Source organism: Streptomyces sp. NK15101 (assembly GCF_020400725.1).
Taxonomy (GTDB): domain Bacteria; phylum Actinomycetota; class Actinomycetes; order Streptomycetales; family Streptomycetaceae; genus Streptomyces.
This window is the reverse complement of the sequence record NZ_JAINVG010000010.1, coordinates 1-14,462: the sequence shown is the minus strand read 5'-3', so window position 1 is coordinate 14,462 and position 14,462 is coordinate 1. Positions and strand designations below refer to the sequence as shown.

The 14,462-nt window shown below is 73.1% G+C and carries 10 protein-coding genes; 5 read left to right on the top strand and 5 right to left on the bottom strand.

What is annotated here, in order from left to right:
* Positions 1-79: 79 nt before the first annotated feature.
* The 3 genes from K7G60_RS07820 to eccE form a co-directional block, all read right to left on the bottom strand.
* Positions 80-3,310 carry an SCO5717 family growth-regulating ATPase gene (locus tag K7G60_RS07820; RefSeq protein WP_225800072.1) on the bottom strand — a complete coding sequence of 1,077 codons (3,231 nt, stop codon included), beginning with the start codon at positions 3,308-3,310 and terminating at the stop codon, positions 80-82.
* A gap of 228 nt (positions 3,311-3,538) precedes the next feature.
* Positions 3,539-4,312 carry a hypothetical protein gene (locus K7G60_RS07815; RefSeq protein ID WP_225800071.1) on the bottom strand — a complete coding sequence of 258 codons (774 nt, stop codon included), beginning with the start codon at positions 4,310-4,312 and terminating at the stop codon, positions 3,539-3,541.
* Complete coding sequence (gene eccE / locus K7G60_RS07810) at positions 4,312-5,616, bottom strand: type VII secretion protein EccE (protein ID WP_225800070.1); 1,305 nt, start codon at positions 5,614-5,616, stop codon at positions 4,312-4,314. The genes K7G60_RS07815 and eccE overlap by 1 nt, the downstream gene beginning before the upstream one ends.
* Positions 5,617-5,807: 191 nt before the next feature.
* On the opposite strand from eccE, the gene eccB reads away from it, so the two are divergent.
* The 4 genes from eccB (at position 5,808) to K7G60_RS07790 (ending at position 9,497) form a co-directional block, all read left to right on the top strand.
* The gene (gene eccB, locus K7G60_RS07805; protein ID WP_225800069.1) at positions 5,808-7,352 is read left to right on the top strand and encodes a type VII secretion protein EccB; all 1,545 of its coding nucleotides are present in this window, start codon (positions 5,808-5,810) and stop codon (positions 7,350-7,352) included.
* Positions 7,353-7,364: 12 nt separating this feature from the next.
* Positions 7,365-8,624 carry a type VII secretion-associated serine protease mycosin gene (mycP, locus tag K7G60_RS07800; RefSeq protein WP_225800068.1) on the top strand — a complete coding sequence of 420 codons (1,260 nt, stop codon included), beginning with the start codon at positions 7,365-7,367 and terminating at the stop codon, positions 8,622-8,624.
* 190 nt (positions 8,625-8,814) lie between these two features.
* Positions 8,815-9,153 carry a WXG100 family type VII secretion target gene (locus K7G60_RS07795; RefSeq protein WP_225800067.1) on the top strand — a complete coding sequence of 113 codons (339 nt, stop codon included), beginning with the start codon at positions 8,815-8,817 and terminating at the stop codon, positions 9,151-9,153.
* Between the two features lie 53 nt (positions 9,154-9,206).
* The gene (locus K7G60_RS07790) at positions 9,207-9,497 is read left to right on the top strand and encodes a WXG100 family type VII secretion target (RefSeq protein WP_086824141.1); all 291 of its coding nucleotides are present in this window, start codon (positions 9,207-9,209) and stop codon (positions 9,495-9,497) included.
* A 93-nt stretch (positions 9,498-9,590) separates the two neighbouring features.
* Here K7G60_RS07790 and K7G60_RS07785 read toward each other — a convergent pair whose 3' ends face one another.
* Both K7G60_RS07785 and eccCa read right to left on the bottom strand, forming a co-directional pair.
* On the bottom strand, positions 9,591-9,875 hold the full coding sequence (locus K7G60_RS07785; RefSeq protein WP_225800066.1) for a DUF397 domain-containing protein: 285 nt from the start codon (positions 9,873-9,875) through the stop codon (positions 9,591-9,593).
* Positions 9,876-9,938: 63 nt separating this feature from the next.
* Complete coding sequence (eccCa, locus tag K7G60_RS07780) at positions 9,939-13,892, bottom strand: type VII secretion protein EccCa (RefSeq protein WP_225800065.1); 3,954 nt, start codon at positions 13,890-13,892, stop codon at positions 9,939-9,941.
* Positions 13,893-14,118: 226 nt separating this feature from the next.
* Here eccCa and K7G60_RS07775 point away from each other — a divergent pair.
* The coding region (locus K7G60_RS07775; RefSeq protein ID WP_308080402.1) for an EsaB/YukD family protein at positions 14,119-14,462 on the top strand (344 nt) is incomplete at its 3' end.

The following is a 14,462-nucleotide window of genomic DNA, read 5'->3' as shown; positions in this document are numbered from 1 at the left end:
CTTGTGGACTGCGGGAACGCCAAAAGGCTCCGTATCGGTGAGCCGATACGGAGCCTCATTGGTCTAATCCTGTGACGCCCTACTGCTGAGGGGCTGGCGGCGCCTGCGGAGGGCCCTGCGGGTCCGCCTGCGGAGGCAGCGGCTGCCCCGGCCGGCCCTCGCTTACGTCCTGCGGCTGCTGCCAGGACTGCGGCATTCCGGGCTGCCCCTGCTGACCGGGCTGCGGCGGGTACGGCGCGCCGGCCTGGGGCCCGTACGGCTGACCGGGGACGGGCTGACCGGGGCCGAACTGACCCGGCATCGGGCCGGGCACCTGCCCCGGCATCGGCTGCCCCGGCTGCGGGTAGGGCTGCTGACCGGCCTGGGGCTGCGGCGGGTACGGCCGGCCGGGCTGCGGCGGCTGGGGCGCGTACGGCTGACCGGGCATCGGCTGACCGGGAGCCTGCCCCGGCGCGAACTGGCCGGGCATCGGGCCGGGCGCCTGCCCGGGCACCGGCTGGCCGGGGATCGGCTGTCCCGGCATCGGCTGACCGGGGATCGGCTGTCCCGGCGCGAACTGGCCCGGCATCGGCTGCCCGGGCATCGGCTGGCCCGGCATCGGCGGGGCCATGTGCGGGGGCATGGCGCCCTGGCCGTCACCGGTCCACAGCCCCTGCGCCTGCTGCGCCCGTGTGAAGTCCTCGGCCACCATCGCCGAGAGGTGGAAGTACGCCTCCCTGGTCTTCGGCCGCATCATGTCGAGGTCCACCTCGGCGCCGGCCGCCAGGTGCTCGTCGAAGGGCACGACCACGACGCCGCGGCAGCGGGTCTGGAAGTGCTGCACGATGTCCTCGACCTTGATCATCTTGCCGGTCTCGCGGACGCCCGAGATGACCGTGATGGAGCGCTGCACCAGGTCCGCGTAACCGTGCGCGGAGAGCCAGTCCAGGGTGGTCGAGGCGCTGGAGGCGCCGTCCACGGAGGGCGTGGAGATGATGATCAGCTGATCGGCGAGGTCCAGGACCCCGCGCATGGCGCTGTACAGCAGACCCGTGCCCGAGTCGGTGAGGATGATCGGGTACTGCTTGCCGAGGACGTCGATCGCGCGCCGGTAGTCCTCGTCGTTGAAGGTCGTCGAGACGGCCGGGTCCACGTCGTTGGCGAGGATCTCCAGACCGGACGGCGCCTGCGAGGTGAACCGGCGGATGTCCATGTACGAGTTGAGGTACGGGATCGCCTGCACCAGGTCCCGGATCGTCGCCCCGGTCTCGCGCCGCACCCGGCGGCCCAGCGTGCCGGCGTCCGGGTTGGCGTCGATCGCCAGGATCTTGTCCTGCCGCTCGGTGGCGAGGGTCGCGCCGAGCGCGGTGGTCGTCGTGGTCTTGCCGACACCGCCCTTGAGGGAGATGACCGCGATCCGGTAGCAGGAGAGGACCGGCGTCCGGATCAGGTCCAGCTTGCGCTGCCGCTCCGCCTCCTCCTTCTTGCCGCCGAGCTTGAAGCGGTTGGCGGCGCCGGGGTTGCGGCTGGACTTGGGCTTCTGCTTGTTGTTGCGCAGCAGCCGGTCGGAGGAGAGCTCGACGGCCGCGTTGTACCCGAGCGGGGCGCCGGGCACGGACCGCTCCCGCTGGTCGTGCGTCACCGGCGAGGGCCAGGCGGCGCCGGTCCGCGGATCCACCGGCGGCTGACCGTCGTACGGCGGTTGTGGGGCCTGCGCCGCCTGCGGGGGCACGGCGCCGGGGTGCGGATAGCCGTAGCCGCCCGGCGCCTGCGCCTGCGGCGGGACGCCGCCGGGCACGCCGGGCTGCTGCGGGTAGCCGTAACCGGCCTGCTGCGGGGGCGTCCCGGGCTGCGGGAAGCCGTAACCGCCCTGCGGCGCCGGGGGCTGCGGAGCCTGGCGGTCCTGCGGGGCCTGCGGGTAGCCGTAGGCACCGGGCGCCTGGGGCTGGGCCTGCGGCGGTACGGGGCCGGGCGCACCGGGCGCGGACGCCTCGGGGGCGGGCCAGGCGGCGGTGGGCGGCAGCGGCGCGGCCGGCGGCACCGGCTGGGCGCCGGGGAGGGGCTGCGCGGGCCACTGCTGCGCGGGCTCGGGGGCGGCCGGCTGGAAGGACGGGGGCAGCGGGGGCAGCCCGGCCCCGGCCTGCGGGCCCCCGGCGGGGTGGGGCCCGGGGTACGGGGTGCCGGGGAAGGGCCCCGGAGCGCCGCCGGCCTGCTGCCCCGCGGTGTCGTACGGACCGGGGGCCGCGCCGGGACCGAAGCCCTGCGGCACGTCGGCGGCCGGCTGAGCGGCCGGGAGGGGGCCGGCGCCGGGAGCGGGGGCGTCGGCCGGGACGCCCGCGCCGGTCTCCGACTCGGTGCCGGCCTCGCCGTCCGGCTCCGGGACCGTCTCCGTCTCCGCGACGGGCGCGGCCTGCTCGTCCTCCGGGCTCGCGGTGTCGTCGGTCTCGGCCGGCTTCTCGCCGTCCGAAGCATCCGCGGCCTCCGCAGTGTCCGACGCGTCCGGAGCCACCGAAGTGTCCGCCGCGGCGTCGCCGTCGGTGCTCGAGGAACCGTCCGTGGTCTCGGCGGCGGTCCCGGTCTCCGCCGCGTCCGAGGCGGCGGACTCCTCGGGGGCCGAGGGGGAGTCCTGGGCGGCGTCCACCGCACCGACGGACTCGGCGGAGCCCTCCGCGCCCTCCGCCGTCCGCTCCGCGATCTCACGCTGGAGGGCGGCGGGGGAGAACCGTACGGTGGCGCCGCTCTCGACGTCCCCGCCCCCGAAGGAGGCCGCGGGGGCGGAGGTCTCGGGCGCGGGCGCCGGGGCGGACGGCACGGAAGCGGACGGCGCAGGCGCACCAGGCACACCGGCTACCGGCGTACCCGGCACCGGCGCACCGGCTACCGGCGTACCCGGCACCGGCGCACCAGGCAGCGAGCCCCCCGGCACGCCCACCGGAGGAACCCCCACCGGAGGAACCCCCACCGGAGGAACCGCCGCGGGCGTCACCGGTGCGGCCGGCTCGACCGACTGGGCAGGCGCAGGCGCGGGCGCGGGCGCGGGCGCCGCGGGCGGGACCGCGGCCGGCACCACCGGCGGGGCCGGCGGCGCGACGTTCCAGCCGGGCTCGAAGCCGCTGTTCGCCGGGAGGCCCGGCACGGCGACCGGCGCTCCGCTCGGCGGCGGGGGAGTGGCACCGCCCGCTCCCGCACCGCCCGACGCGTTCTGCGTGTACCAGGCGGGCGGGGTGTAGTCGATGGTGAACTCACCCGTCATCTCGGCGGGATCCGCGTCGGACTGATCGTCGGCGGGCGGATTCCAACCCCCGTGGATCTCGTCGCGATCGCCGTTCACTTTGCCTCCTGGTGTGGTCGAGCACCCTTGTGCCGTTGTGGGCGGGGCCCTTCCACCCTAAACGCCGCGGGCCGCCCCGGGGCAGGGCCGACGACCCCGCCGCACCCGCCTCCGCGACCCGGTCCGGGCCCCAAGTGACCCGGCCGCGCCGCAGAGTGAGAACCCCCACCGCTCAAAACGATGCAAAAACGGACGTACTTGAACGGTTCCATGTCATGAGGCCGCCACTCAGTCCATCCGGCGGGCGCCGCCCAACAATCCGGTCTCGGCGTCCGTCGCCTGGGTCATCACGAACTGGCGGTCGTTCGGCGTGCACCAGAGGGTCACGCCGTCGGCGAGCGTGGACAGCGCCTCGTACTCGTTCCGGGGCAGGTTCATGATGCGGCCGATCTGGGCCGCCTCGTCGGGGGACACCCGCTGGACGCCGACCAGGGAGGACTTCTCCAGGAGCCGGGGCGCGACCGGGCTCAGATAGGGCAGCAGCGTCACCACGGACTGCCAGGGCGCCGAGACGACGCGGCCGCGCGGCGGCCGCATGCCGCAGTCGCGCACCACGACCACCGGACTGCCCGCCGACGCGCCCTGCGGCGGCACCCGGCCCACGTCGTGCAGCGTGATGCACGGCTGTCCGCCGCCCGCGGCCTGCGCCAGGGCCGTCCACGCCTGGGCGCGGCCGGTCTCGACCGCCACCCGGGCGCCGGTCGCGGCCGCGCGCAGGGCCAGCACCTGCGCGGTCCACAGACCGCCGATGAGGGTGACGTCGTACGGGACGGGCCGGTTGATGCCGAGCACGGCCGGGCGGCCCTCGGCGTCCACGCCGATCACCATGCCGTCGTCGCCGACCGGCAGGGCCAGCGCCTCCAGCTGTTCCAGGGGTACGGAGTGCCGGTCGCGGCGCGGCCCCACGAGCCCGAAACCGAACCGGGGCCGGGAGACCCGCCCCGTACGCCGGGCGGAAGGCGCGCCCGGGGCCGGCGATGTGCCGAAGGAGGCGGTGGACATCAGCGCGCACCCCCCAGCGGAAGCGTCGCCAGGATGCCGGGCACCTGTTCCCGGTCGAGCCGTACGAGCCCCGTCTTCACCCCGCGCGCCGCACGCTCCAGCTCGTGCCGCGCGGCCACCAGTTCCTCGTCACTGCGTCCGGTGATCCGCACGTGTCCGGTCACCGTCACCTCCTGCCGGTCCCCGCCGCTCAGCGTCAGGCTGAACGTCGTCGCGAGCGCGGGCAGCGAGGTCAGCAGGGCCACCAGCTGCGGCATCGAGGCGCCCGCGCCGCCGTTCCGGCCGCCCAACTGGGGCCAGCGCCCCACCCAGTACGTCGTGTGCCGCCGGTCGTCCACCCGCCAGGTCCGCGCGGTCTCCTGGGTCCGGCGCCCCTGCGCCTGACCCCGGCCCGCCTGCGCGATCGCCATCGGGCTGGCGCAGCTCGACGTGGCGAGCGCCGAGGTCAGCTCCTGCTCCGTGAGCACGCTCGCCCGGAACCCGGCGCCGGCGAGCCGGCTCGCCAACTGGTCGGCCGCGCGCACCACGCACTTCTGGGCGCCGGTCATGCCGCCGCCGCGCGCGGCCACCGCCTCCGGGCAGAGCTCGGGATCGAGCTTGAGCGCGATCCAGGTGATGCGCACCGCGGGCGAACCCGTCTGCGCCTGGAGCGGGCCGTAGTTGCGGGCGGCCATCGACTGCGCGGGCAGGTGCGGCGCGGGCGCCGGCTGCGTGTGCTGCACGATCTGCGCCGACTCCAGCCGGATGCCGTCCACGCTCAGCACGTCCCGGACGAGCCCGACGGGCAGCGGCTTCGCCGCGCGGTCCGGGCGCAGCGCCGTGCCGTCCGACTCGACCCGCAGGACGGCGGTCAGGAAGGTGCCGTCGCCGACCATCCCGACCGGACGCCGGTCGCGGTCGCTGTACGCGTAGGTCCGCAGCGCCGGATCGCACTCCACGAGCGGAGCGAACCCCGGCTCGGTGCCCTCCGGCACCGTGAGCGAGGCGGCCCGGCGCGAGCGGGCGCGCAGCGCGAGGAAGGTGCCGAGCCACTCGGGCAGCGAACGCCGGTGCCGGCGCACCACGGCGAGCAGGACGAGCACGACGGCGACCACGCCGGCGGGGACGAGCAGCACCGGCTCGACGACCCAGGCGAGGAGCAGCAGCGCCGCCGCCACCTCGATCAGTACGAGCTGTTGCAATCGGAACGAACCGAAGTGTCCGGGACGTGCCTGGAGCCGCGGTGAGACCGCGGGGGCGGGCCCCGTGGACGGGGGTGTGGAGGCAGCGGCCGCGGCGGGCCGCCTCCGCCTCGCGGAAGCCATGATGGAGAATCCCCCTCAATTCGTCCCGATGACCCTGGCCCGCCAGGGCTTTGGCGGCCGGATCACCCTACCCGCCCCACGAACCCCACGGGACAGCAGGCATAGTAGGGGGCCGGTCCGAAGGCCGGGGCCCGGGTGTCACCACCCCGGCGGCCCCGCGCGAAGATCGCGCCTGACGAGAATGGGGACTCATGGCATCGCGGCGGGACGAGCTCAACGCGTACACCTTTGCGAAGAAGCGCACGGTGGCGGCATTCCTCCAACCCTCGCCCTCCGGCACGGAGGAGGGGGCGCCGAAGCCGCTGCGCGCGGTCGTCCCCGGTCTGATCGTCTCCGCGCTCGTCGTCGCCGGATTCGGCGCCTGGGGCATGTTCAAGCCCACCGCCCCCAAGGGCTGGGACACCCCCGGCACCCGGGTCATCGTCGGCAAGCAGTCGACCACCCGGTACGTCGTCCTGGAGACCGGCAAGGGCAAGGACAAGAAGACCCTGCTCCACCCCGTCCTCAACCTCGCCTCCGCCCGGCTGCTGCTCAACCCCGACCAGTTCCAGGTCATCCAGGTCGACGACAAGAAGCTCGACGAGGGCAAGCCGCCGCGCGGGCCCATCCTCGGCATCCCCTACGCCCCCGACCGGCTGCCCGTCGCGGAGGACGCCGGCACGGAGAAGCTCTGGGCCGTCTGCGAGCAGCCCGGCGGCGGCAAGGGCGCCAGCGTCCAGAAGGCGACCTTCCTCTTCGCCAAGCGCGACGCCGAACGGACCCGGGGCAAGAACCAGCTGAAGGACGGCCAGGTCCTCTACGTCAAGGGGCAGAAGGGGAGCGCCCAGTTCCTCGTCGACCACACCGGCACCAAGTACCCGGTGAAGGCCGACCGTCCCGGACTCCTCACCGCCCTCGTCGGTCTCGGCAAGGAGCCGCAGGCCGTCACCGACGACTGGCTCGCCACCCTGAAGACCGGCGACGAGATCGACTTCCCGCACATCGACGGCACGGTCGGCTCCTCCGCCGGCATCCCCGGCAACACCCTCACCGGGACCGAGAACCGGATCGGCATGGTCCTCCTCGCCCAGACCGGCTCCGGCCCGCAGTACTACGTCGTGCTCGCCGGCAAGGTCCAGCCCGTCACCCCGTTCACCGCCTGGCTGCTCATCAACTCCCCGGAGACCGGCAACCTGGACATGGACGGCAAGGCGACCACCGTCGACGCCTCCTCCTTCGTCCCGGACCCCACCGTCTTCCACGACGGCGTCCGCTGGCCGACGCTGAAGTCCACCCAGATCAACGCCGCCACCGGCGAGGGGGCCCGGGACACCGTCTGCAACGTCCTCACCGACGTCGACGAGAAGGGCGACACCACGCTCACCACCTGGGCCGGCACCGAGTACCCCGCCGACATCACCGCCGGCGGCAGCAGCACGTACGTCACCCCCGGCACCGGCCTCCTCTACACGCAGATCCAGGGCAAGCAGAAGACGCCCGACGGCTCCCTCTTCCTCGTCACCGACACCGGCCTGCGGTACGCCGTCCAGGCCAACGGCGACAGCGACTCGGCCCGTTCCGAGATCGGTGCCGGCGAGCAGAAGCAGACCGACGGCAGGCCGGAACCCAGCGATGCCCAGAAGCGTCTCGGCTACGAGAAGGTCGTGCCGGTCCTCGTCCCGATCGAATGGTCGGAGTTCCTGTCGAAGGGTCCCCGGCTCGACACCAACAGCGCGCGTCAGCCGCAGGGTTCCTAGGGGGTGGCACCTGTGACGACGACGCACCGCACGGCCGCCCTGCTCGCCGCGGGCACCCTCACGGCCCTGCTCGCCGCCCCGGCGGCGGCCGCCGAGCCCGCCCGGGCGCACGACGGCCCGGCCCTCGACGGCAGCGGCGAGTGCACCTTCCCCATGAAGAAGCAGATCGAGGGCACCCCCTGGCCGCTCCAGCGGGTCCTCCTCGACGAGCTGTGGCAGGACACCAAGGGCAAGGGCGTCCGGGTCGCCGTCATCGACACCGGCGTCGACGACGTCAACCCGCAGCTGCGCACCGCCGTCGACGCCAAGGCGGGCAAGGACTACCTCAAGCCCGACAAGGAGAACCCCTCCTACGGCGACGAGAACCGCGGCAAGACCGACGGCACCGTCGACGAGGTCGGCCACGGCACCAAGGTCGCCGGCATCATCGCCGCCCGCCCTCGCAAGGGCACCGGCTTCGTCGGCCTCGCGCCCGAGGCCACGATCATCCCGATCCGGCAGAACGACGAGAAGAACAGCGGCAAGTCCGACACGATGGCGCAGGCGATCGACCACGCCGTCCTCAAGGGCGCGAAGGTCATCAACATCTCGCAGGACACCACCCAGCCGCTGGGTCCCGACTCGCCCATGGCCAAGGCCGTGGCCCGGGCCATCGAGAAGGACGTCGTCGTCGTCGCCTCCGCCGGCAACGACGGCATCGACGGGGCCCGCAAGAAGACCTACCCGGCCGCCTTCCCCGGCGTCCTCGCCGTCGCCTCCTCCGACCGGAACAACGAACGCGCCGCCTTCTCCCAGTCGGGCCCCATGGTGGGCGTCGCCGCGCCCGGCGTCGACATCGTCTCCACCGTTCCCGGCGGCGGCCAGTGCGTCGACAACGGCACCAGCTTCTCCGCCCCGTACGTCGCCGGCGTCGCCACCCTGCTCCGCGCCAAGTACCCGAAGTGGACCGCGGCCCAGATCGTCGCCCGGATCGAGCAGACGGCCGTCCGCTCGATCAACGGGCGTGACGACCACGTCGGTTGGGGCGTGGTCGACCCGGTCCGGGCGCTCGCCGACCTCCCCGGGACACCGGCCTCCTCGCCCGTGCCCGATCCGGGCCCGCCCAAGCCGCCGGCTCCCGAGCCGGCCCGTCTGGCGCTGTCGGAGACGCCCCAGGAGCGCTCCGAACGGCTCGCCACCTACGCGTTGGGGATCGGAGGTGTCCTGGTGGCCGTGGTCGCCGGGACGGCCACCGTGATCCGCGACAGCCGCCGCAGAAGGGAGGCCCGATGACGCGCACACCGGTCAAGTACCGGGTCCTCCCTTTGCAGTTGGAACTGCCGCCGTCAATGGCTACAGTGACCGCTGGGGGCACGGCAGTGCGAACCCAGCACGGGGGCGGCATCAGAAGATTCCCGTCCGCATCACGACCGGATGGCCCGACGGCCGGTCCGTCGCAGCCACCGAAGGAAGAAGGGGCAAGATGTCGAAAGACCTGAACGTAACCAGTGCCGAACAAGTCAAGCTCGCCGGCCGGATCCAGGACTTCTCCGACGAGCTCCAGGCCCGCATCACCTCCCTCAACGGCGTGGTGGACCGCGTCCAGGCGGGCTGGCAGGGCGCTGCGAGCAAGGAGTACGACCGGGTCCAGAACGACCTGAACCAGCGTCTGCGCAGCATGCGCGCCGAGCTCACGAAGCTCGAGGAGATCATGCGCATGAGCGCCGACGGGTTCTCGCAGGAGGAGGAGGACCGCATGCGGTCCTTCCGTCAGATGGACAGCGGCTCCGGCGGTGGCCAGAGCGCCATCCTCGGCGTCTGAGCCGTCCGACCCGACCAGTCCTCCGCGCCACTCTCACTCCAGGAGTCATCACCATGACCACTGCGGTCAATTACGACACCGTGACGCAGGCGGCAGCCGACACCCGCCTCACCTCCAGCACCCTCACCCAGAAGCTCGACGACCTCATGGCCGAGGTCAACCGCGTCGCCTCCAACTGGGAGGGTGAAGCGAAGATCGCCTACCGCGAGAGCCAGGACCGCCTGACCCGCGACATGGCCGGCATGAACCAGGACCTGGCGCGCATCGCCCAGCTCCTCGACGAGTCGGTCGTCGGCTACCAGGACACCGACAAGGGCAACGCGGCTCGCTTCCGCATGATGTGAGCCCGCGCTTCGCCGTGAGAACCGGCGAACACGCGTGAGGGGGTGGCCCGTTCCGACGGGCCACCCCCTCACGCGTAGGACCTGTCCCCGGGATCAACGCAGGTCGAACTCGCCGTCCCTGGCCCCCAGGACGAACGCGTCCCACTCGGCCTTCGTGTACCGCAGCACCGTGTCCTTGTCGAGCGACGAGCGCATCGCCACCGCGCCCCCGGGCAGCCGCGCGATCTCCACGCGCTCCTCGTCCGGGCTCGTCCCCGGGGCGCCCTGCCACTCCGCGCCGGAGATGTCGAGCGCGTACAGCTCGTCCTTCTGGCGCTGCTTCTCGGCGGCCAGGGCCGCGTCCGCGCTCTCGGCGGCGGTCTCGTGGGCGTCGGTCATCGGCGCAATCCCTTCGCGGTGGTACGACGGTCCCTCCCACAGTAGTGGGAGGGACCGCTCCGCTCAGTGCTGTTCGGGCAGCCAGCCCAGCTGCACCAGCGGCGTCCCGCGCTTGCGCGACACGAACGTGCCCCGGCCCGGAGGCATCGGCCGCGCCCGGACGCCGCCCAGGATGTCGCCCTCCTGCGGATCGCCGGAGAGGAGCACGCCCTGCGCGCCCAGCTCCCGCATCCGCTGCATGAACGGCTCGTACATCGCGCGGGAGGCACCCGCCTGGCTGCGCGCCACGATGAACCGGATGCCGACGTCGCGGGCGAACGGCAGGTTCTCCACCAGAACGGCCAGCGGGTTGCCGGAGTTGGTGGCCACCAGCTCGAAGTCGTCGACCAGGACGAACAGTTGAGGGCCCGACCACCAGCTGCGGTCCCGCAGCTGCTGCGGCGTGATGTCGGGCTTCGGCGCCCGCCTCGTCATCACCGTGTTGATCGCGTCCATGTGCATCTGCATGGCCGAGGCCATCGGCGCGTACTCCAGGAGGTGCGAGGGCGCCACGGCCTCCAGCATCGTCCGCCGGTAGTCGCCCACCACGATCCGTGCCTGCTCGGGCGAGTACCGCTCGCACAGCTGCTTGGCGATCAGCCGCAGCAGCGCCGTCTTGCCGGACTCGCTCTCGCCGAAGATCAGGAAGAACGGATCCGACTCGAAGTCGACGAACACCGGCTCCAGGTTCGTCTCGTCGATGCCGATCGCGATGCCGTGCTGCGGGTACTCGAAGCCCTTCGGCAGCTGCTCCGCCGGCAGCTTGCGCGGCAGCAGCCGCACCGCCGGAGCCGGGGCCCCGGTCCAGCTCGCCTTCACGGCCTGCACGAACGCCGCCGTGCCCTCCGCCAGGTCGGCGGCCGAGCTCGACCCGTCGATCCGCGGCAGCGCTCCCATGAAGTGCAGCTTCTCCGGCACCTGGCCACGGCCCGGCACCCCGGTCGGCACGTTCGCCGCGACCTTCCGGTCGAACTCGGAGTCCATGACGTCACCGAGCCGCAGTTCGAGCCGGCCCAGCATCTGGTCCTTGAGCGCCGCCCGCACCTCCATGTAGCGGGCGGCGGTGATGATCACGTGGATGCCGTAGCCCAGACCGCGCGCGGCGATGTCCGCGACGATCGGCTCCAGAGTGTCGTAGTCGTTGCGGAAGCCGCCCCAGCCGTCCACGATCAGGAACACGTCGCCCCAGGCCTCGCCGGGCAGTTCGCCCGCGGCCCGCTTGCGCCGGTAGGTCGCGATCGAGTCGATGGAGTGCGAGCGGAAGAACTCCTCCCGCCGGTTCAGCACGCCCATGACCTCGGCGACCGTCCGGCGCACCCGCTCGGGGTCGAGCCGGGACGCCACTCCGCCGACGTGCGGCAGGTCGGCCAGCGAGACCATGCCGCCGCCGCCGAAGTCCAGGCAGTAGAACTGCACTTCGGCCGGCGTGTGGGTGAGCGCGAACGAGGAGATCAGCGTCCGCATGATCGTCGACTTGCCGGACTGCGGACCGCCGACCACCATCATGTGGCCGGCCGCGCCCGAGAAGTCCCGGTACAGCACCTCGCGCCGCTGCTCGAACGGCTTGTCGATGAGGCCGAGCGGCACCGTGAGCCCGCCCTGACGCGTGTACTCCGTCGCCGTGAGTCCCCGGTCCGCCGTCTGCGCGAGCCCCGGCAGCAGCTGGTCCAGCGAGGGCGCCTGGTCGAGCGGCGGCAGCCACACCTGGTGCGCCGGCACGCCCTGGCCCTCCAGACGGCGCACGATCACGTCGAGGACCGTGTCCGCGAGCGCGTCGTCCTCCTCGGCGCGCTGCTGCGTCAGATAGGCCGGGTCCGGCGCCGCGTACACCACCGGCACCGGCGCCGCCGTGAACAGCGCGGGCCGCCGCTCCACCGGCAGCTGCCCGATCTCCAGGCGCGGGCCGCCCGTCCGGTACGTCCCCGACACGTACGCCGCCTTGAAGCGGGTCATCTCGTCCGTGCCGAACTTCAGATAGCCCGAACCGGGCACCGACGGCAGGTGGTACGCGTCCGGCACGCCGATCGCCGTCCGCGACTCCGCCGCCGAGAAGGTCCGCAGGCCGATCCGGTACGAGAGGTACGTGTCCAGGCCGCGCAGCTTGCCCTCCTCCAGGCGCTGCGAGGCCAGCAGCAGGTGCACGCCGAGGGAGCGGCCGATGCGGCCGATCTGGATGAACATGTCGATGAAGTCGGGCTTGGCGGTGAGGAGCTCGGAGAACTCGTCGATCACCAGGACCAGCGAGGCCAGCGGCTCCAGCGGAGCACCCGCCGCCCGCGCCTTCTCGTAGTCGTGGATGTTCGCGTAGTTGCCCGCCGAACGCAGCAGCTCCTGCCGCCGCTGGAGCTCGCCGCGGATCGCGTCGCCCATGCGGTCGACCAGCGTCAGGTCGTCCGCGAGGTTGGTGATGACCGCCGCCACGTGCGGCATCTGCGACATGCCCGCGAAGGTCGCGCCGCCCTTGAAGTCCGCGAGGACGAAGTTCAGCGTCTCCGAGGAGTGCGTCACCGCCAGACCGAGCACCAGCGTGCGAAGCAGCTCCGACTTTCCGGAACCCGTCGCGCCGACGCACAGACCGTGCGGGCCCATGCCCTCCTGCGCCGCCTCCTTCAGGTCCAGCATGACCGGCTGGCCGTCCTCGCCGACACCGATCGGCACGCGGAGGCGCTCGGCCACCGACCGGGGCCGCCAGGTCCGCGTCACGTCCACCGAGGCCGCGTCGCCCAGGTTCAGCAGATCCGTGAAGTCCAGGTTGGCGAGCAGCGGCTCGTCGTCGTCCCCGCCGCCCATCCGCAGCGGCGCCAGCTGGCGGGCCAGCGCCTCGGCCGCCGGCAGCGAGATGCCGTCCGGCAGTCCCTCGTACGCGAAGCCGCCGCCCGACTCCAGACGCAGCCGGCCCGGCCGCACCACCACCGAGAGGCCACCGCGCGGCTCGTCGAGCTCACCGGAGACGACCTCCACGATCGTCACGCCCTGCAGGCCCTCGGGCGCCGCGAGCAGCGAGTCCGGCGGCACCATCCCGCCGTCCAGGACCACGACCACGTGCGGCTGGTCGAGCACCGGCGGGCTCTCCCGGGAGAACCGCGTGCGCCCGTCGAGCTTCGAGCGGACCATGTTCTCCAGCTCACCGAGGTCGTCGCCGAACAGCCGCTTCGTACCGGCTCCGTCGACCTGCCCCGGCACCTGCGTGTGCGGCAGCCACTTCGTCCAGTCCCAGCGCTCCTGCGCCGGCCGCGCCGCCACCACGGCGAGCATCAGGTCCTCGGGGGAGTGCAGCGTCACCAGCTGCGCCACCAGCGCCCGGGCCGCCGCCTGCGCCGACTCCGGCTCGCCCGACACCGTCACGTGGTAGAACGCCCGCATCGAGACCGCCATCGGCAGTCCGTCCAACGTGCCGTGCACCGCCAGGAACTGCTGCATCGCCCCCGCGCACAGCGGCTCCAGCTCGTCCACCGGAGCCGTGTCCGGCGCCACCAGGGGAGTCGCCAGCTGCTGCGCCCCGAGACCGATCCGCGCCTGCCCGAAGTCGTGGTCGCCGACCCGCCGCTCCCACACCCGGGAACCCTCGGCCACCACCGACCACAACTGCTCGGGGGAGGGGTGCAGATACAGCTGCGCGTCCCGCTGCTTGCGCGCCGTGCGCCGGACCGTACGGCGGGTCTGCGCGAGGTATTTGAGGTAGTCGCGGCGGACATCGGCCATTTGCCCCTGCGTACCGCGCCGGAATCTGACGAACTGGGCGACGGCCATCGCGACCGTCGACGCCAGCATCAGCGTGCCCATGATCCGCATGATCGGCGACGGCGTCATGAAGAAGAAGACGACCGACGATCCCATGCCGAGCATCGGCAGGAGCTGCATCAACGCCGACTCCTGCTGTCCCCGCGGAAGTTCCGGCGGAGACTCCAGGACCAGCTCCTCACCGGGCACTTCCGGAGGAAGGGACCTCGGCGGGCGTTTGACGACGATCTGGCTCACCGGCGCATCAATCCCTCGTTGGAGGCGGGCTCGTGGCGGGAGCATCCGCACGCCACCCCTGTCGGCAGCCGAGCGCGCGGACTTCCCCCATGGGACGGCGATCCTACTTGCAGCCCCCACCGGCCGTCCCCGGTAGGGTGGCGCGCGCATCGTGCGCAACCGCGAATCAGAACGGGCGCAACCGCGAACCGGACGGCCGCAACCGCGAATCAGGGGGTCCCCACACGTGAGTACGACCGCAGCGACCGGCTTCTGCCGCGTCACCGTCGTGGCGCCGGACAGCCGCATCGACGTCGCGCTCCCCGAGGACATCGCCGTCGCCGACGTCTACCCGGAGATCCTGCGCCTCACCGGCCAGACCCAGGCGCCGGGCACCCCGACCGGCTACCACCTGGTCCGCCGCGACGGATCCGTCCTCGACGGCGCCCGCACCCTCGCGGCCCAGCAGGTCCTCGACGGCGAGGTGCTCTCCCTGCGCCCCTTCGCCCAGTCCCTCCCGCCGGCCGTCTACGACGACGTCTCCGACGCCGTCGCCTCCGCCGTCACCCGCGACCGGCACCTGTGGAGCGA